Source organism: Pseudomonas nunensis (assembly GCF_024296925.1).
In the GTDB taxonomy this organism is placed as follows: domain Bacteria; phylum Pseudomonadota; class Gammaproteobacteria; order Pseudomonadales; family Pseudomonadaceae; genus Aquipseudomonas; species Aquipseudomonas nunensis.
Genome location: NZ_CP101125.1, coordinates 3,296,696 through 3,314,507 on the forward strand (window position 1 = coordinate 3,296,696; position 17,812 = coordinate 3,314,507).

Consider the following 17,812-nt stretch of genomic DNA (forward strand, 5'->3'; position numbering starts at 1 on the left):
TGACACCCATTGAGGCTGCTACATGCCCCGCACCACCGACAGCAACACCACCCTCTCCATCACCGCCACTTCGCTGTCGGCGCTTTACCCTGAATCACTGTCTGGCGAGGAAGCCCTCAACTCACTCGGTTCGCAAACCCTCAACGGCCTTAACGACGGCGCCTCCCTCATCCTGACCACCGCTGTCGCCACCCACGTCACCACCACTTTGCACAACGACGCCCTGCTCCGTCCGTTCGACGCGCTGGTCGCCGAAATCCGCCAACTCCCGGCCGACGCCACCGCCGAACGTTATCAACTGGTGCTAAGGCCGTGGCTCTGGTGGCTGACACTGGCCAGCAACAACCGCGTGTTCCAGAACCTCAGTACGTCGGACATCGTCACCACGATTTTCAAGGCCCACGGCTTCACCGATTTCCTGCTCAAACTCACCGGCAGTTACACCCCGCGCGAATACTGCGTGCAGTACGGCGAAACCGATTTCGCCTTCGTCTCGCGCCTGCTGGAGGAAGAAGGGATTTTCTGGTTTTTCACCCACGAGGCCGGCAAGCACACACTGGTGCTGGGGGACAGTAACGACGCGTTTGTGCCGATCCCCAACGGGCCAACAGTCACCTATCTCGGCCAGCAATTGGGCGAGCGTGAGTTGCATGGCATTCGCTCCGGCCAGGTCTGCATGCAAGCGGTGGCCGGGGTGTATCGCGCGACGGATTACGAGTTCACCACGCCGACGACTTCGCTCTACGGCCAGGCCGAAGCCGTCGCCGGGCCGCTGTCGATGTACGAGCATCCGGGAGGCTATAACGCCAAGGCGCGCGGCGATGCGTTGACCAAGCAGCGGGTCGACGGGTTGCGCAGTCAGGAGAAACGTTTTGTCGGTGAAAGTGACTGCCGCTGGCTGGTGCCGGGGCATTGGTTCACCCTTGCGGGGCACGATGATGCGAGCCTGAATATCGATTGGGTGGTGACGGCGGTCACCCACGAAGCCAGTCACGAAAACTATAGAAATCGCTTTGAAGCGATCCCCAAAGCCACGCCGTTTCGTCCGGCGCGGACCACGCCCAAACCGCGAATGCATACACAAACCGCGATCGTCGTCGGCAAGTCCGGCGAAGAGATCTGGACCGATGAATACGGCCGGATCAAGTTGCAGTTCCCTTGGGACCGCGACGGCAAGAATGACGAAACCAGTTCCTGCTGGGTGCGGGTGGTGTTGCCCTGGAGCGGCAAGGGGTTCGGCATGCAGTTCATCCCGCGTATCGGTCAGGAAGTGATCGTGACCTTTATCGATGGCGACCCCGATCGGCCGCTGGTGACCGGTTGCGTCTACAACGGCGACAACGCCCTGCCCTACGCGCTGCCGGCGAATCAGACCCAGTCCGGGATCAAGACCCAGTCGTCCAAGGGCGGTGGCGGGTTCAACGAATTGCGTTTCGAGGACAAGAAGGATGCCGAAGAGGTGTTCTTGCAGGCGCAGAAGGATTTCAAGATCAACGTGCTCAACGACACCACTGCCACGGTTGGCCACGACGAAACCCTGACCGTGCAAAACGCGCGCACGCGCACGGTGAAGGAAGGTGACGAGACGGTGACGCTTGAGAAAGGCAAACGCAGCGTGACGATCCAGACCGGCAGCGACACGCTCGATGTGAAGGACAGCCGCACGGTGACCGTCGGCGCTGATCAGACCCACAGCACCGGCGGCAACTATGAGCATAAGGTCACCGGTAATTACAGCCTGACGGTGGACGGCAACCTGACGATCAAGGTATCCGGCACGCTGACCCTGCAAAGTGGCGGTAGCTTCAGCATTAAGAGTGGCGCCGATTTGGCGGCGGAGGCCAGTACGTCAGTCACGCAAAAGGCCGGCACATCCATGAGCAATACCGCCGGCACTTCACTGACCAACAAGGCCGGCACCACGCTGACCAACGACGCTGGTGTCAGCTTGATGAACAAGGGCGGTGCCGAGCAGACCGTGGACGGCGGCGGCATGCTGACCATCAAGGGCGGGTTGGTGAAGGTCAACTGAGGAGGTTTACGACGATGTCATCCAGCAAAGTGGACCTGGACCGTGGTGACAGCCACATGGACGGGCGCCTGGTCGATGAGCGCCTTGAAGGCCCGCTGCATATCAAGGAAGCCGGGCGGCCCCAGGCGGATCTGAATTACAGCCAGGGGGAACTGCAGGGCACCAGTTTGCTGTATCACCCCAATGGCAAGGTCTCGGCGCATTTGCCTTTTGTGCGGGACAAATTGCAAGGCGTCGCCAGTTTCTATGCGCCCGAGGGTTGGTTGCAGCGCAAGGCCAGTTACCGCCGGGGTTTGTTGCATGGTGAGGCGAATAATTACTTCCCGGACGGGCAGCTGGCCGAGGCGGAGTTCTATCGCGACGGGGTGCGTGAGGGGCGATATCAACGCTTTCATCCCAACGGTAAACCGGCGGTGGATGCGCGGTATCTGAATGGACAGTTGGTAGAGCCCGAGCGGGGGTTTGCCAGCGATGGACGACCGCTGGATGCCGAGGGCAAGCCGATATCCAGGGTGCGTTGGTGGGTTCGGCGGTGGACGGATCCTGAGCAGGTTTGAGTTTTGTGTTGGTCGTGAGGGCCTCTTCGCGGGCAAGCCTCGCTCCTACAGGGGAAAGCAATCCAATGTGGGAGCGGGCTTGCTCGCGAAGGGGCCGGCACATTCAATATCAATCTCGTCTGACACACCGCCTTCGCGAGCAAGCCCGCTCCCACAGGGTTGGGTGTCAGGGAATGAGCATCTGCATCTGCCCCGGCATGGCGATTTTGATCACACCTGCCCAGTTGCACATCAGGATGCTGTTGGCGTCCAGCGCGGGCATGTTGCCCAGCAGCACGGTTGGCGTGCCGGGGAGCCAGGGCGAGGCGGTGGCCGGGATGCACGGCATCGGGGTCAACACACCGAGGGCGGCTGCGGTGGCGGCCGCGACCATTGGGTTGGCCATGCTCATGCACACGCCGAAAGGCATGACGTTGACCAACGGAATGTGGTCCATGATGTTGGCGGCCGGCATGCCGCCGGTCAGGGTTCGGTTCACCGGCAACACGTTGAGCACGGCGGGTGCCGCGCCGAAACTGCATTGCAGGGTGGCGGTGGCACAGACTTGCGGACAGCCCATTTCTAAGCTCCTTCCTGGAAACACAGCATCCCCAGAACCATAGACCGCCGCGCCGGTTCTCGCATCAGGAACGCTGATTATCCAGCAACACGCTAACCTATAAGACCGAGCCGCGCTTGTGGCACGCCCGTCTCACCATTAGATTAGCCAATGATGTCTGGCCTCCAAAATAAGCAGAAGGGATAAGCATGGCGCTTACTGACCAGTCCACCCGTATCCGCTCCGGCGAAGAACTCGATGCCAGCCTGATCGATCCGTACCTCAAGGCGCATATTCCGGGCTTGAGTGGCGAACCTGTGATCAGCCAGTTTCCTGGCGGTGCGTCGAACCTGACCTACTTGCTGGAATACCCCGAGCAGGAATTCGTCCTGCGACGTCCGCCGTTCGGCCACAAGGCCAAGTCCGCCCACGACATGGGCCGCGAGTTCCGCATTCTCAACCAGCTCAAGGACGGCTTCCCGTACTGCCCCAAGGCCTACGTGCACTGCACCGACGAATCGGTGATCGGCGCCGAGTTCTATGTGATGGAACGGGTCAACGGCATCATCCTGCGTTCGGAACTGCCGCCGGAACTGGGCCTGGATTCGGCCAAGACCGAAGCGCTGTGCAAAAGCTTTATCGACAAATTCGTCGAGTTGCACCGGGTTGACTACAAGGCCTGCGGCCTGGCCGATCTCGGCAAACCCGAAGGCTATGTCGCACGGCAGATCAAAGGCTGGAGCGAACGCTACGAGAAAGCCCTGACCCCCGACGCGCCACAGTGGGAAGCGGTCAAGGCCTGGCTCAACGACAAGATGCCGGCCGACCACCCGACGTCGAGCATCGTCCACAACGATTACCGCTTCGACAACGTGATCCTCGACCCGAACAACCCGATGGAGATCATCGGCGTGCTCGACTGGGAACTGACCACCCTCGGCGACCCGCTGATGGATCTGGGCAACACCCTCGCCTACTGGATCGAGGCCGGCGACCCGGCACCAGTGCAACTGATGCGCCGCCAGCCAAGCCACGCGCCGGGCATGCTGACCCGCCGAGAATTCGTCGATTACTACGCCGAACGCTCAGGCATCCAGATCGACAATTTCGACTTCTACTACACCTACGGCCTGTTCCGCCTGGCCGGCATCGTGCAGCAGATTTACTACCGTTTCTTCCATGGTCAGACCCAGGACAAACGCTTCGCGCAGTTCATTCACATGAACAAACTGCTGGAGCAGATGAGCTTGCAGGTCATTTCGAAATCCAGCCTCTGATCCAGGCTGTCTAATAAGACTTTTTATAAGAGAATCCCATGTCCAAGACTCAGTTGTTCGACCTCGACGGCAAGATCGCTTTCGTCTCCGGCGCCAGCCGTGGCATCGGTGAAGCCATCGCCAAACTACTGGCCCAGCAAGGCGCCCATGTGATCGTTTCGAGCCGCAAACTCGACGGCTGCCAACACGTGGCCGACGCGATCATCGCCGCCGGCGGCAAAGCCACTGCCATCGCCTGCCACATCGGCGAAATGGAACAGATCACCCAAGTCTTCGCCGCCATCCGCGAACAGTTCGGGCGCCTGGACATTCTGGTCAACAACGCCGCGACCAACCCGCAATTCTGCAACGTGCTGGACACCGACCTCAGCGCCTTCCAGAAAACCGTCGACGTGAACATCCGCGGCTACTTCTTCATGTCCGTGGAAGCCGGCAAGCTGATGCGCGACAACGGTGGCGGCAGCATCATCAACGTCGCATCGATCAACGGCATCTCGCCGGGGATCTTCCAGGGCATCTATTCGGTGACCAAGGCGGCGGTGATCAACATGACCAAAGTCTTCGCCAAGGAATGCGCGCAATTCGGCATCCGCTGCAACGCCCTGCTGCCGGGCCTGACGGATACCAAATTTGCTTCGGCGCTGGTGAAGAACGATGCGATTCTGAAGACTGCGCTGCAGCAGATTCCGTTGAAGCGCGTGGCGGATCCGAGTGAGATGGCGGGCGCGGTTTTGTATCTGGCGAGTGATGCGTCGAGCTATACGACTGGGGTTTCGTTGAATGTGGATGGTGGGTTCTTGTCCTGATTTGATTCGCCGGAACACAAAGAAGGCAGCCTCAGGGCTGCCTTTTTTTGTTGAGTTTGAGGGCCCCTTCGCGAGCAAGCCCGCTCCCACAGGGGATTAGGGTTGGCTGCAAATATCGCATCCCCACAGATCCAATGTGAGAGCGGGCTTGCTCGCGAAGCAGGCGACTCGGTCTCACAGACCAGCTCGACACAAAGAAATTTAATTCCAACATTTGCAAATAACGAATATTTATTCCATAAATAGCCCTCCTCAAAACAAAAATCCAAAAGGACCCCGGCTATGCGCGAACTCGGTATCGGACTCATCGGCACAGGTTTCATGGGCCGTGCCCACGCCTTGGCGTTTCGTAACGTCAGCGCGGTCTTCGAGCTGCCCTTGAAGCTCAAACTCGCCGCCCTCGCCGATGCCGATCCGCAGCGCGCGCGGCAGTGTGCCGAGGCCTGGGGTTTCGATGGCGCCCACAGTGACTGGCAACTACTGATCGACGACCCGAAGGTCAACCTGATCGCCATCACCACGCCCAATCATCTGCACTACCCCATGGCCATGGCCGCCCTCGCCGCTGGCAAACCGGTGTATTGCGAAAAACCCTTGGCGGTGAGCCTCGAACAGGCCAACGCCATGCGCCTGGCGGCGAAAACGGCGGGTGTGGTGACGCGAGTCGGTTACAACTATCAGCACAACCCGATGATTGGGCTGGCGCGGGAACTGATTCAGAACGGCGAGTTGGGCGACCTCATCAGTTTCCAGGGTGAGTTCAGCGAAGATTTCATGGCCGATGCCGCCTCGCCCTGGTCCTGGCGTTGCGACGCCGCGCATGCCGGTGGTGCGCTGGCGGACCTGGGCAGTCATTTGCTGGCGATGGCGCGTTATCTGGTGGGCGATGTCGAAGCGGTGTGCGCCGACACCCAGACCGTGCATCGGCAGCGCCCCGCCGCCGCTGGCAGCCAGGAACAACGCAGCATCGCGGTGGACGATCAGGTGCATGCGCTGCTGCGGTTTGCCAATGGCGCCCGGGGCACGTTCAGCAGCAGTTGGCTCAAACACGGCTACAAGAATCACCTGAGTTTCGAGATCAGCGGCACCAAAGGCACCCTCGCCTTCGATCAGGAACGCTTGAATGAATTGCGCCTGTTTCGTGCCGGTCAGGATGGCTTCCAGCGTTTGCTGGCGGGGCCGAATCTACCGGGTTACGCGGCGTTCAGCCCGGCGGCCGGGCATCAGCTCGGCTACAACGAACTCAAGACACTGGAAGTGCACGACCTGGTGATGGCGTTGGCCGGGCTCAGCCAGGGCGGGACAGATTTCGAGCAGGCGTGGGAAATCGAGCGATTGGCGACGGCGATACGTCTGGCCGCCGACGAGGCACGCTGGGTCAGGCTTGAAGAGGTTTAGTGCCGGGTGAAATTGAATCTGTGGCGAGGGAGCTTGCTCCCGCTGGGTCGCGTAGCGGCCCCCATCAAGGGACGGCTGTGCAGTCCGACGGGAGCAAGCTCCCTCGCCACAAGTTATTCGGTTTCCGTTTGATTATTGAGTCACGCAGCGGGTGGTCGTGGTGGTTCTAGTCACCTGCTCATCCATGCGCGCGTCGCCCATCACATCGGTTTTATCCAGGGTTTCACAGGTACGTTCAGGCGGTGGCGGTGGTGTCACAGGGGGCGGAGGCGGAGGACTGGCACAACCACTGAGTATCAACGCGCAAAATGCGAGCGACAGTGGCGTAAAAACGCGTTTCCCAAGACTGTTCATAGGCAGACCTGCGGTGGGTAATCGACGTATTTCCGCGACCCGCAAATACACCGCGCAGCCGCGGACCGGTCACAGAAAAATAAGTACCACGCATTTCTTATAGCCTAGCTATCGGCCAATGCCAGTAAACACCATGAAACGAGGGGGATGTATCGATCACAAATGGCGAGAACACCATCAATCTACTGTGGGAGCGGGCTTGCTCGCGATGACGGTGTATCAGTCAACAATGATGTTGAATGTGATGGCCTCATCGCGAGCAAGCTCGCTCCCACAGGGGTATGACTTACGAGGTTTCGGGGCGGTGCAAGCCATTGCTCTCAAGCTCATATCGCAGCTCTTCGATCAATGCGACCACGGCCTCCGGGGTCCTGAGGTTCGCCACACTCAACCCGCTGACCACCAGATCCACCTGGCCAGACGCCGGGTGATAGAGCTTCACGGTCAGGGAATTGTCGCCCGTGAGCGTGCATTCACAAGCCAGTGGCGAAAAACTGCGCTCCAGTTGAGCACGCAACTGCGCTAGATAGATCATCCGCTTCACCCGACCAACACTGCTTGATCGAGCACACTATTGAACTGTTGATTAGCCATCTGGCTGTTCCTTTACCTGTTTCGAAGGGGACGCGATAGCGCTCCGAGGGCGCCTTTCGCACCCTGACAGACTAAGAACTGTCGCCCCTCTTCAGAACATCCATTTGCACCCTCCCCCCTAGTGCATTTGCACCTTATCGCTGGCCCTTGGGTCGCCACTCGCTGGAGAACAAACCACGCTCCCGCGCCCAGACAATCGCCTCGCTGCGACTGTGCACATCCAGCTTCGAATACACCGTGGAAACGTGATTGCGCACGGTGTTCGGTGCCAGTTTCAACCGAGCCGCGATTTCCTTGTCGGCCAGGCCTTCGCAGATCAGCCCGAGCACATCGCGCTCCCGGGCCGTGAGGTCGGTGAACGATACGCTGGGCAACTTCGGCGAGTTGACGCTCTTCACGTTGGCGAGTTTTTCGATCAGGGTGCGACTGAACCAGGAGGCGTCTTTCATCACCTCTTCAATCGCCGACACCAGCTCCAGCTCGGTGCGTTTACGTTCGGTGATGTCCATAAACACCAGCAGGTAGCAGGGGCTGTCCTGGATGTTCACGGTGTCGGCCGACACGGTGCACTCGATTAATTCGGCGCCCTTCTTGCGCACCTGCACATCAACTCGATCCAGGCTGCCGGCCTTCTCCAGCGCGGCGAACAGTCGCGTGCGGGTGCTTTTGTCGTCAATAAAATCGACCTCGGTCACGGTCTTGCCGAGGACTTCCTCGCTGGGATAGCCCAAGGTATCGAGGAAGGCTTCGTTGACGTCGATCACCAGCTGATTCTCGGCGCTGCACACCAGCGTCGGCACCGGCGTCAGGCGAAAGGCCTTGGCGAAACGTTCCTCGCTCTGGCGCAGGGCGAGTTCGACCTTGTAACGCGGTTCCATGTCGACGAATGAAAACAGCATGCAGTCTTCTTCGTTGAGCTCCAGAGGCTGCCCGGCCACGATCACCTGCTTAGTACTGCCATCCGGCAGTTTCAGCTCGGCCTGCATCTGCGGAATGGTCGAATGCTGGCGCAGACGCTCGATCGCCAAGTCTTTCTTTTCCGCGCCTTCCAGGATGTCCAGCTCATAGATCGACACGCCGATCACCTGATCACGGCTGTAGCCAGTCATTTCCTGGAAGCCCTGATTGACCTTGATGTAGCGCAAGTCGCTGAGACGGCAGATCACCGCCGGGGCCGGGTTGGCGTTGAAGGTTTTCTCGAAACGCTGCTCGGCGCTGGCCCATTCGGTGACGTCGTTCATGATCAGCACCAGGGACTCCGGCTCACCGGTGCCGTTAGCAAGGCCCATGCTGCGCACGCTATGCACTCGCATGCGTTCTTCGTCGTCGGCCGGCATCACTTCCACCAGCACATCACTGAAAATCTCGCCCCGGGCGATCCGGTTGATCGGGTAATTGTCCACCGGCACCGGGTGATTATTGCGATAGCGCAAGGCGAAACGCTGGGCGTACTCCTCGGCATTGGCGCCCAAATCGCCAATCCGGCTGACCCCGTGCATGGCCAGCGCGGCGTCATTGGCCCAGAGAATGGTCTGGTCAAGCTCCAGTAGAATCACCCCGTCGGACAAACCGGCGATGATCTGCTGCAACTGACGACGATTGGTTTCGGTGGTCAGGACGTCCTGGCTCATTGGATCTCCACATATTGCGGCGGCGCTGTTACGCGCCGCTCTGTGAAGATTACGACCGCGGGGGATTACGATCGTGCAACCGAACCCGCTCAATGCTCGTGGCAGACACCTTCAATGCAGAGTTTGAAAGTAAAGACCGTGGCCGTTTTGGCGGTCGGGAAATCAACTTAGAATTTCATTGATTTTGGGTGAGTCCGAGTTCTTCAGCAAATCAATCAACCAGGTTCTAAAAGCCACGACTTTTTTCGAGTTGGCTAATTCAATCGGGGTCACGAGATAAAAGCCGAGGTCGGACTTTAACCTCAGATCAAACGGTGCAACCAATCGACCAGCCTGCAGATCATCATCAACGTAAGTTGAGCGCCCAATGCAAACGCCCAAACCGTCAATAGCGGCTTGTACCGCCATCATCGCCAAGTCAAATGTCAGTCGCGTGTCTTCGGCCATTTTTTTCGGTTGTCCGGCAGCACTCAACCAGATATTCCAGTCGTTACGGGTCATCCCGCTGACTTGCAACAGTGTCTGATTAGCCAGGTCAGCCGGACTTTTCAAGGCGTTTGGACCGGTCAACAACTTGGGACTGCACACAGGGAAAACTTCGTCGGACATCAGCCAGTCGGCGCGCAAGCCCTTCCACTCGCCGAAACCGTAACGGATGGCGGCGTCGATTCCACCCTTGCGAAAGTCGACCAGTTCGGTCGAAGCCGTGACACGCACATCAATAGTGGGAAACGCTTTCTGGAATGACGCCAACCGTGGCAACAGCCATTTAGAGGCCAATGAAACCAGGGTGCTGATGGTCAACACGCTGTTGTTGCAGGTGTCCAACAACCTTTCAGTCGAATAGCGTATTTCCTGAAAGGCAGAACGAATGCCGGGCAAGTAAGAGTGCCCCTCGCTGGTCAATGCCAAGCCGTCCTTTAGTCTCAAGAACAGTCGGATACCCAGTTCATCTTCGAGTCGTCGAATCTGATGGCTGATCGCAGTTTGAGTGACGTTCAACTCTTCTGCCGCTTTGGTGAAACTCATATGCCGAGCTGCGCACTCGAATGCTTTCAAGCCATTGAGGGACGGGATTCTGGTGGCCATACGTCTTGGTAATGTTCATGAGATTTTGTCATACAGTAGCAGCCAAGAAGTCCATTGCGAAATGTTTCAGCTATCGCGGATCCTAGCGTCGCCTGGCATCCGACCAAGATGTCCAGAGCAGTTTTCACAAGCGTATTCCACGATCCTGAAACGTGACACGCCCAAGGAGATAAACATGAAGCTGTACTTCGCCCCCATGACTTGCTCATTGTCCCCGCACATCGTGCTGCGCGAATTGGGTCTTGCCTTCGAGTTGATCCGTATCAACAACAAGACCAAGCAAACCGCTGACGGGCGCAACTTCCTCGACATCAATCCCAAGGGCTACGTGGCCGCCCTGGTACTGGACAACGGTGAAGTGCTGACCGAAGGGCCGGCGATCATCCAGTACCTGGCCGATCTGGTGCCGGGCAACACACTGGCACCGGCCAACGGCAGTTGGGAGCGGGTTCGCCTGCAAGAATGGCTGAACTTCATTTCTTCAGAGATACACAGCGGTTGCGCTCCGCTGTTCAACGCCGATTTCCCGGAAGCCACCAAGACTGTTTTCCGGCAAAAGCTGTTCAAGCGATTTGAGTACCTGAGCGAAGCGCTCGCCAAACGGGACTACCTGATGGGCACCTTCGGCCTGGCCGACGGCTATCTGTTTACCGTCCTCAAATGGTTGCCGTTCTTCAACATCGACATCAACGACTGGCCGGTATTGGCCTCGTTCATGGACCGGATCGAATCACGCCCGAGCGTGCAGGCCGCCATTGCAGCAGAAGAGGCAACGCAGCCGGTTTAACCGCCACGGCTGATTGAGTGACGCCGTTGTTTTTAAGGCATACGCAAAACCTGTGGGAGCGGGCTTGCTCGCGAAAGCGGTTGATCAGTCAACAACGATGTTGAATGTGCTGGCCTCTTCGCGAGCAAGCCCGCTCCCACAATGGACTTACTGTGCCTGCTCCTGCGGGTCAAGATTATCCAGCGCCCGGTTCACCGCCAGTTCGCCAAGCATGATGACCTGAGTGATGCCAAGCAGTGTGTTGCGGTGCGGGCCTTCGAGGAATCCCGCCAGATCACTGGCCATGACGTTGGCCGAGGCCAGCGATTCACAGGCATGAGCCAGCAACGACTCGGTGTTGATGTCGGGGGAGACGAAGAAGAATGGACTGGGTTTGCGCGGGGGATTGGGGGTGTCTTTAAACATGGTGAAACTCCTGTAGAGACGGAGCCGTCCCGACCTGTCGCTAAACAAGTAAGGGTGGCGGCTGAACGCAGGTTAGCGAACCGGGTACAGGCACCCCGGTAGACCCCGAAGGTCTCCCGCGCACAGCCGCCAAAACACAAATTGCAGACAAAGCTGCAATAGAGCTCGGAGTACTGTTGCGCCTGTATAGGATCCGGGTCGCTAAACCCGATCGCTGAACATTCAGCGACCCAGAGATGATAAAGACCCGGTACAAGGCGCAAAAGCCGGCGGATTCTGGCGTAGTTGTAGGCAAAGGCGCAAGGCGATGTAGCCTCGCTTTCCCCCTCGTAGGAAAAGTCTTTAGCTACAAGATTTTTCGATAATGGCGGCCAGAGCGGTCAGGAAAAATGAACCGAAAGATCAAAAGATCGCAGGCTGCGCCAGCTCCTACAGAAATTGCATACAACACGAAACATCGGATGTACCTGGTTCCTGTAGGAGCTGCCAAAGGCTGCGATCTTTTCGGCGCACTGATTTAGTTACGCACTGATCGAAGCAGCCAACCCCATCGCAACCAATTCTTTGCGCAAGATAGCCCGTTCAAAGACAAGCATCCCGGACTGACAACATACCTGCAGCAAATCGCTTAACTTCTGCTGACTGATAATAGGTCCCGCCAGAAAGTAACTCCTGCGCTCGCTAATACTGATGACATTCAGCAGCCAGTCATCCCCTTGTACCGCCAGCCATTCAGCGATCGTTTGACGATGCAGCTGAATCAATGCCTTGGCGTTCCACACCGTCATCTGCGCAAATACCTGAGGCAAACCTGTTTCCGGCTTCATCCGTTTCATGTCCGCCGCCAACGCTGCGGCAAGATCGGATTCGATCATCGACTGGCATTCGAGGAAATACAGTTCAGGCCAGTCTTCGGGCAGTTTGGCGTACCGCATCAGCGTCTCATACGCCCGGACATCCGCCTCAGTGACCTGTCGCCCGGTGAAGTTCATCGTGTTGTCGAGGATCGCCGTCGCCAGCAGGGCTGCGCTTTGCTCGCTGATTTGCGGCAATAACCCTGCCGCTTCCCAACGCTCAAACACCTGCGTCGCCGCAGCGCCAATCCGCCGAATGTCAGCGGCGCGGCCCAGTTTCTGCGTCCAGTAATGCTCGAAACCTGGATGGTGATCGATCACTTCCACGACCCGATCGAGCACCACCAGAGGATCGAAATGATCATAGTCAGAGACGTCCACCAGCACGAATTCATCGCCGGCCACGGGCAGGTAGTCGTCCAGGGTAACCGGCCAGTCGAGGACGGTTTTCGAGACACTGGCATTGGGCGCCGCGCTACTGACCGCGCGCGCCGTGACGCCTTGAAGATTGAGCAATTCGGCATAGGCAATCGCGCAGGCGTACGCGTCAATATCCAGATAGGCCGAACCTGATGTGACCACTTTCATCACAGTTGTGCCATCGATTGCTGTGGATGATCCGCGCAGGTCAGGCTTAGCGCTTGTGCGAAACCTTCGATAATCCGTTCGTAGGCAAATTGGCAATGCTCTTCGTCAATGGAAATGCGCAACGTGCTACTGGCCATTCGCTCGGGGTATCCCAGTTGAGTGACAGTATGGGAAACACTGTTCTTTTTGTCGGAACACGCCGACCCGGTAGTGATGTAGATCCCCCGGTTGTTCAACGCCCATTGCAACTTTTTGGTATTGACCCCTGGTAGTGCGACGAAGCTGACACACGGTATGCGTGAGGCATGCTGGCCGATCACGACGACGTCACCAAGCAACGCTTGCAGCCGGCACTCGAACGCCGCTCGGGCCTGCTGAGCCAAGGCATTACCGAATGAAAACTTGGTTTGCTTCTCCAAAAGTGCCGTTTCTATCGACAGGATACCTGGGTAGTTCTGGGTGCCACCGCGCAGCCCACCTTCCTGCCCACCGCCGGCGATCAGCGGCGACAAACCATAACGGTTCCTCGCGTACAGAAACCCGACACCAGGCAATGCGCCGAATTTATGTCCGGATGCAACAGCAAAATCGACGCCGCTGGCATGCAGATCTACCGCGATTTTGCCAATCGCCTGGGTCATGTCCGAGAAGAACAATCCACCGTAGGTCTTTACCAGATCGGCGATCGGCTCGATGGGCTGAATCACCCCGGTTTCGTTATGCACCGCCATGACGCAAACCAGTATCGGACGACCCTCATGGGTTTCCAGCAACTGCTTCAATTGTTCGGTATCGAGCAATCCATCTGCGTGATGCCCGATTTCCAAGGCTTGCAGACCCTCCAGGCAGTAGCGCTTGATGTTCTGCAACGTACAGGAATGCTCGATCACAGAGTGGAGTACCAGCGGCTGGTCATGTTTATAGCGTTCGAAAAAGTCATGAAATACCTGCGCGCAACCTTCACTGGATCCACTGTTGAATATCAGGCAGTCGGCGTCGACGCTCAAGAGACTGGCAATCGTCCCGCGCGCCCGCTCCACACGCTCCAGCAAATGAACACCGAGGGCGTGATTGGCATTGGGGTTGGCGCATTGTTTTGTCGAAAACAACATTTGAAGCATGTCGCTTACACTCTTTGAAACCGGCGCCGAACCACACACATCGGCATAAATAGCATCCACAGCAATATCCATATCAAACACTTCCAGTTTTCTGTTTTATGTCATTCAGGATGCTGCTCGCACCAAGCGAGCAGTCAGTCTTTGCTAGAAAATTAAACGCGCCATGAGTTGGACCGAACACAACAGAACGAACACGTTGAGTGCCCGTTTGAGGTGTCGTGAATCCAGGCGGTGCGACAGTGCTGCTCCCAGATAGCCCCCCAGCAATATCCCCACCACCAATTCTGCGGTGTAGTCGAGGAAATCCATTTGTGAGCCCACCCTCCCGAGTAATGCACCACTGGCTCCGATGACGCCGATCACTGCGGAGGTCGAAATGGCTTGTTTGATCTGCAGGCCAAAAAGGCTGATCAGGACAGGCAGGTAAATGAACCCGCCGCCCTGACCGACCAAGCCACACAACACGCCCAGAATCAAACCTGTCAGCGGTAACGACACGACCTGATGATTGCACAGTAAAGCCACCGGCCTGCGGAACAGGTACGTCACCATCAACGACATAAGTCCCAACAGGCCAAAAACGAACAGGATGAAGTTTTCACTGAAGGCATCGGCATGGATCGAAGCGAAGAAGTTAGCGATGGCCATCGGCACGGCGAAACTTCGGATCACTCGCCAATCGGGCCTAAACCTCACACGGTGCAGCGCGAACGACACCATTGAGGAGAAAAATCCCTGTGCCGAAGAGAGGCCGGTCACAACTTCAATCGGCAGTTTCTGACCGCCGAGCATCGGGTAAACAAGCACCAACAGAGGGGTCACAATGATCCCGCCGCCAATACCGAACAAACCCGACATGAAACCGGCCATCACGCCAACTCCGATCATCATCGGATAGACCGTCATGGCGACCATTAGCAGACCTTGATCTTGCCTGTCCCTTCAGTGATTTGCCCAATCACCGACAAGTCGGGGCAGATACTGCGCCAAGCTTGCTGGTTGGCCGCAAAACCGGCTGCACTGACGGTGAACAGCAATCCACCGTTGGTTTGCGGGTCATGCAACAAAAACTTCCTGGCAAGTGAAAGCTCGGCAAGGTATGCAATGTTTTGAGCATACTTTTTGATGTTGGCAAAGATGCCACTGTCAGCGGAAGTGACCGCGACAGCGAGTGCTTCGGCGCCGTCATAAAAGGCCAGGGTATTCATGTCCAGCGAAACGTCCAACTGGCCCAACCCGACCATTTCGCTGATATGGCCGATCAAGCCGAAACCGGTAATGTCGGTCAGGCTGCTGACGTCCTGACATTCGCTCAAAGTACGACCAAAGGCGTTGTCACCTGTAATCCGGGCCAACGTATGGGGGGCCAGATCAGATTGTTCCAGGACTCCAGCCTTCAGTGCATTCGCCAGAATGCCAACGCCCAGTGGTCGCGTCATGACCAGTAAATCGCCAGATTGCGCCGTGTTGTTTTTCTTGAGCCGATGCTTTTCAACTTCACCGATTATCGAAAAACCATATAAAGGCTGGCTGTTCTTGATCGTATGACCGCCTACGATGCTGACGCCGAATTTGTTCATAACCGACTGCGCGCCCAAAATCATCTGTGTCACCTGCTCGACCGAAACAACTTCCGGGTCGAAGGCCATGATCGAATTGGCGATCAGCGGATAACCACCGGACGCAAAGATATCGCTGACGGCATTACTTGCAGCCAATTGGCCAAAAATATAGGGATCATTGACGATAGGGGAGAAATAATCTGTGGTGAAGAGCAGATAGTTATTGCCGTTGTCATAGACAGCGCAATCATCAGAAGACTCGAAACCCAACACAACTCTGTCATCAGATACCGTATTGGCCGCAGCCGTTTGCGAAAGTATTTTTGTTAAAACGCTGGAAGGAATCTTGCACCCGCATCCACCGCTTTCAGATTTATCCATAATCTGACAAGACATCGACATCACACTTCCTTAGCATCCATTTCCATATTTTCAACAGAGCATCCGCTCTGCCACTCGTGTTACCTGATATTTCAGGCAGGGCAAAATCGCACATCTTTATGACGTAAATGTGACAGCTAAAAGGGATGAGACGATGCCGATATCGCTTAGAAGGAAGCAGGAAGATTTGTGCGTTTCCATAAATTGCCCCGATAACTCGCCCACTCTGTTCTAAAGTTGATGAACACACCCGCCCGACTTCAAGCAGTGTCCGGCCCTGACTTTGTATGGAAACCCAGGCAGGTAAAGGAGACAGTCGATGATTCTGGTCGCTCGCCCGTTGATCAGCCTTCCCTCGCAAAGAAGCACTGTGCGGCTTTGGGTCGGTTTGTTCGGTATCGAGAACCCGCAGGTGCCGACGTTTTTTCTGGGGGCGACGCCGGCCTCACAGGTCCCGGCTAACCCCGCGTCCGGGGAGAAGCTTTATCCAATCGACGATGGCGCAACGAATGCGGCGAAAAAACCGCTGAACCATCAGGGCGTGTTTACCTTTGCCCGGTTGGGCGCGGGTATCAATCACTGTTTGCGCATCGTTGCCAACGGTGTCGAATACAGCCTCGCGTTTGTGTCCCAACCTGATGCGGTGCCGGCCAACGGCGCGCCGTTGAATGTTCTGCTGACGTCCTGTTACTACCAGCCCAATGGCGATGACAAGGCGCTGGAGAGCGCTGTCGCGCACCTGCCCTCCGGCTACAAGCCGCACCTGAGCCTGATGGTCGGCGATCAGGTTTACCTGGACGTGCCGGTGATTCCGTCCTGGCGTTTCAGCCTGGAAGGCGTGCAAAAGCTGATCGGCCAGAAGTATTACAAGAACTGGTGCTCCGACTCCTTGGGCACGGGCGGCCTGCAATCGGTGCTCCGGACCGCGCCGACTGCTTGCATCCCGGACGATCACGAGTTCTGGAACAACTATCCCCTCGACCAGTTTCAACTGCCGCCGCTGGCCTTTGTCGACAAGCAGGACTGGTCTGACACGGCGATGGATTTGTACGCCGGTTTCCAGTTGGGCGGGCCAGCGAAGACGCCGCAGGAGATTCCCGGTTTCCAGCGCATCGAGGTCGATCCGCTGATCATTTTGCTGCTCGACACCCGGACCCGGCGCGACGACACCTTCAATCGCCTGATGCCCGACGATGCCGCGATGGCCCTGCAAAAATGGGCCGATGACCTGATTCTGGCCAAGCAGAACAACGCACCCAAAGTCGGTGTGTTGTCGGCAGGCCAGCCGCTGTTTACCAAGCCGCCGGGGGACTTCAGCAAAAAATACGTCGATGCCGACCTGGCCAACTATCAGCAATTCGAACTGATCGAGGTGCAACTTGAGCGGCTGGCCAGCCAGGGTATTCCGGTGGTGTTCCTGACCGGCGATGTGCACTGGAGTCGTGTGTGTGCGGCCCGCCACGGCTCGCAACCGACACCGATGTTGTACGAAGTGATCTGCTCGCCATCAACCATGATTCCCCGTGGCTCACTGGCGAAAATCACCCTCGACACCCTGCGCGGCAAGGACTGGCCCGGTTACCCCGAAGCGCCGGAAGAAAAGGACCTGACGAACAAGTTCGGCAGCCGCAACAGTTTCGTCGTGTCCTGCACCACCCAGGACAACTATTTCCAGTGCAACGGCAATCAGATTGCCGTGTTGCAGTTCACCCGATCAGGTTTTGGCCTGGACATGAAAGTGACGTTTTTCGGGGTCAGCAACGACAGTCGACTCAAGCAACCCAAGTCCACCGCTAACTACCTCTTACGCTTTTATTGAATCGATCCGACAGGAGATC

At 57.4% G+C, this 17,812-nt stretch carries 16 protein-coding genes; 7 read left to right on the forward strand and 9 right to left on the reverse strand.

All coding sequences use genetic code 11. From position 1 onward, the window contains the following. The first annotated feature begins 22 nt into the window (after window positions 1–22). Complete coding sequence (tssI, locus tag NK667_RS14020) at window positions 23–2,032, forward strand: type VI secretion system tip protein VgrG (RefSeq protein ID WP_054615128.1); 2,010 nt, start codon at window positions 23–25, stop codon at window positions 2,030–2,032. A 14-nt stretch (window positions 2,033–2,046) separates the two neighbouring features. Beyond that, entirely contained in the window at window positions 2,047–2,589 is a 543-nt protein-coding gene (locus tag NK667_RS14025) for a toxin-antitoxin system YwqK family antitoxin (protein WP_054615129.1), read from the forward strand. 166 nt (window positions 2,590–2,755) lie between these two features. Here NK667_RS14025 and NK667_RS14030 read toward each other — a convergent pair whose 3' ends face one another. Further along, window positions 2,756–3,148, reverse strand: coding sequence for a DUF4280 domain-containing protein (locus NK667_RS14030; protein WP_054615130.1), 393 nt, complete (start codon window positions 3,146–3,148; stop codon window positions 2,756–2,758). A gap of 188 nt (window positions 3,149–3,336) precedes the next feature. On the opposite strand from NK667_RS14030, the gene NK667_RS14035 reads away from it, so the two are divergent. The 3 genes from NK667_RS14035 to NK667_RS14045 all read left to right on the forward strand — a co-directional run bounded on the left by NK667_RS14035 (window position 3,337) and on the right by NK667_RS14045 (window position 6,608). Further along, a complete protein-coding gene (locus tag NK667_RS14035; RefSeq protein WP_054615131.1) occupies window positions 3,337–4,404 on the forward strand; it encodes a phosphotransferase family protein in 1,068 nt (355 codons plus the stop codon). Between the two features lie 38 nt (window positions 4,405–4,442). Then, window positions 4,443–5,210, forward strand: coding sequence for an SDR family oxidoreductase (locus tag NK667_RS14040; RefSeq protein WP_054047414.1), 768 nt, complete (start codon window positions 4,443–4,445; stop codon window positions 5,208–5,210). Between the two features lie 282 nt (window positions 5,211–5,492). After that, entirely contained in the window at window positions 5,493–6,608 is a 1,116-nt protein-coding gene (locus tag NK667_RS14045; protein WP_054615132.1) for a Gfo/Idh/MocA family protein, read from the forward strand. A gap of 640 nt (window positions 6,609–7,248) precedes the next feature. On the opposite strand, the gene NK667_RS14050 is transcribed toward NK667_RS14045, so the two are convergent. From NK667_RS14050 to NK667_RS14060, 3 genes are all read right to left on the reverse strand, one after another. After that, window positions 7,249–7,497, reverse strand: a complete 249-nt coding sequence (locus NK667_RS14050) for a DUF1652 domain-containing protein (protein ID WP_054047410.1) — start codon at window positions 7,495–7,497, stop codon at window positions 7,249–7,251. A gap of 193 nt (window positions 7,498–7,690) precedes the next feature. Then, the gene (locus NK667_RS14055; RefSeq protein ID WP_054615133.1) at window positions 7,691–9,187 is read right to left on the reverse strand and encodes a helix-turn-helix transcriptional regulator; all 1,497 of its coding nucleotides are present in this window, start codon (window positions 9,185–9,187) and stop codon (window positions 7,691–7,693) included. A 162-nt stretch (window positions 9,188–9,349) separates the two neighbouring features. After that, complete coding sequence (locus tag NK667_RS14060; protein ID WP_054615134.1) at window positions 9,350–10,276, reverse strand: transcriptional regulator GcvA; 927 nt, start codon at window positions 10,274–10,276, stop codon at window positions 9,350–9,352. Window positions 10,277–10,451: 175 nt separating this feature from the next. On the opposite strand from NK667_RS14060, the gene gstA reads away from it, so the two are divergent. Further along, complete coding sequence (gstA, locus tag NK667_RS14065) at window positions 10,452–11,063, forward strand: glutathione transferase GstA (protein WP_054615135.1); 612 nt, start codon at window positions 10,452–10,454, stop codon at window positions 11,061–11,063. Window positions 11,064–11,210: 147 nt separating this feature from the next. Here the strand turns inward: gstA and NK667_RS14070 are convergent, their stop codons facing one another. From NK667_RS14070 to selD, 5 genes are all read right to left on the reverse strand, one after another. After that, window positions 11,211–11,468, reverse strand: a complete 258-nt coding sequence (locus NK667_RS14070; RefSeq protein ID WP_054615136.1) for a DUF6124 family protein — start codon at window positions 11,466–11,468, stop codon at window positions 11,211–11,213. 521 nt (window positions 11,469–11,989) lie between these two features. Beyond that, window positions 11,990–12,910, reverse strand: a complete 921-nt coding sequence (locus tag NK667_RS14075) for a DHH family phosphoesterase (protein ID WP_054615137.1) — start codon at window positions 12,908–12,910, stop codon at window positions 11,990–11,992. Further along, window positions 12,910–14,103 (reverse strand): cysteine desulfurase family protein, encoded by a 1,194-nt coding sequence (locus NK667_RS14080; protein ID WP_054615138.1) that lies wholly within the window; start codon window positions 14,101–14,103, stop codon window positions 12,910–12,912. The genes NK667_RS14075 and NK667_RS14080 overlap by 1 nt, the downstream gene beginning before the upstream one ends. 72 nt (window positions 14,104–14,175) lie before the next feature. Beyond that, complete coding sequence (locus tag NK667_RS14085) at window positions 14,176–14,946, reverse strand: sulfite exporter TauE/SafE family protein (protein ID WP_054615139.1); 771 nt, start codon at window positions 14,944–14,946, stop codon at window positions 14,176–14,178. Beyond that, complete coding sequence (gene selD, locus NK667_RS14090; protein WP_054615140.1) at window positions 14,946–15,995, reverse strand: selenide, water dikinase SelD; 1,050 nt, start codon at window positions 15,993–15,995, stop codon at window positions 14,946–14,948. Before selD ends, NK667_RS14085 begins: the two co-directional genes overlap by 1 nt. A 298-nt stretch (window positions 15,996–16,293) precedes the next feature. On the opposite strand from selD, the gene NK667_RS14095 reads away from it, so the two are divergent. Further along, window positions 16,294–17,793, forward strand: a complete 1,500-nt coding sequence (locus NK667_RS14095; protein WP_054615141.1) for a metallophosphoesterase family protein — start codon at window positions 16,294–16,296, stop codon at window positions 17,791–17,793. Window positions 17,794–17,812 lie beyond the last annotated feature (19 nt).

Excerpts from the sequence above, each read along its gene's own strand:
- tssI (WP_054615128.1), top strand. The coding sequence starts at position 23 with ATGCCCCGCACCACCGACAGCAACACCACCCTCTCCATCACCGCCACT.
- NK667_RS14025 (WP_054615129.1), top strand. The coding sequence starts at position 2,047 with ATGTCATCCAGCAAAGTGGACCTGGACCGTGGTGACAGCCACATGGAC.
- NK667_RS14030 (WP_054615130.1), bottom strand. The coding sequence starts at position 3,148 with ATGGGCTGTCCGCAAGTCTGTGCCACCGCCACCCTGCAATGCAGTTTC.
- NK667_RS14035 (WP_054615131.1), top strand. The coding sequence starts at position 3,337 with ATGGCGCTTACTGACCAGTCCACCCGTATCCGCTCCGGCGAAGAACTC.
- NK667_RS14040 (WP_054047414.1), top strand. The coding sequence starts at position 4,443 with ATGTCCAAGACTCAGTTGTTCGACCTCGACGGCAAGATCGCTTTCGTC.
- NK667_RS14045 (WP_054615132.1), top strand. The coding sequence starts at position 5,493 with ATGCGCGAACTCGGTATCGGACTCATCGGCACAGGTTTCATGGGCCGT.
- NK667_RS14050 (WP_054047410.1), bottom strand. The coding sequence starts at position 7,497 with ATGATCTATCTAGCGCAGTTGCGTGCTCAACTGGAGCGCAGTTTTTCG.
- NK667_RS14055 (WP_054615133.1), bottom strand. The coding sequence starts at position 9,187 with ATGAGCCAGGACGTCCTGACCACCGAAACCAATCGTCGTCAGTTGCAG.
- NK667_RS14060 (WP_054615134.1), bottom strand. The coding sequence starts at position 10,276 with ATGGCCACCAGAATCCCGTCCCTCAATGGCTTGAAAGCATTCGAGTGC.
- gstA (WP_054615135.1), top strand. The coding sequence starts at position 10,452 with ATGAAGCTGTACTTCGCCCCCATGACTTGCTCATTGTCCCCGCACATC.
- NK667_RS14070 (WP_054615136.1), bottom strand. The coding sequence starts at position 11,468 with ATGTTTAAAGACACCCCCAATCCCCCGCGCAAACCCAGTCCATTCTTC.
- NK667_RS14075 (WP_054615137.1), bottom strand. The coding sequence starts at position 12,910 with ATGAAAGTGGTCACATCAGGTTCGGCCTATCTGGATATTGACGCGTAC.
- NK667_RS14080 (WP_054615138.1), bottom strand. The coding sequence starts at position 14,103 with ATGGATATTGCTGTGGATGCTATTTATGCCGATGTGTGTGGTTCGGCG.
- NK667_RS14085 (WP_054615139.1), bottom strand. The coding sequence starts at position 14,946 with ATGGTCGCCATGACGGTCTATCCGATGATGATCGGAGTTGGCGTGATG.
- selD (WP_054615140.1), bottom strand. The coding sequence starts at position 15,995 with ATGTCGATGTCTTGTCAGATTATGGATAAATCTGAAAGCGGTGGATGC.
- NK667_RS14095 (WP_054615141.1), top strand. The coding sequence starts at position 16,294 with ATGATTCTGGTCGCTCGCCCGTTGATCAGCCTTCCCTCGCAAAGAAGC.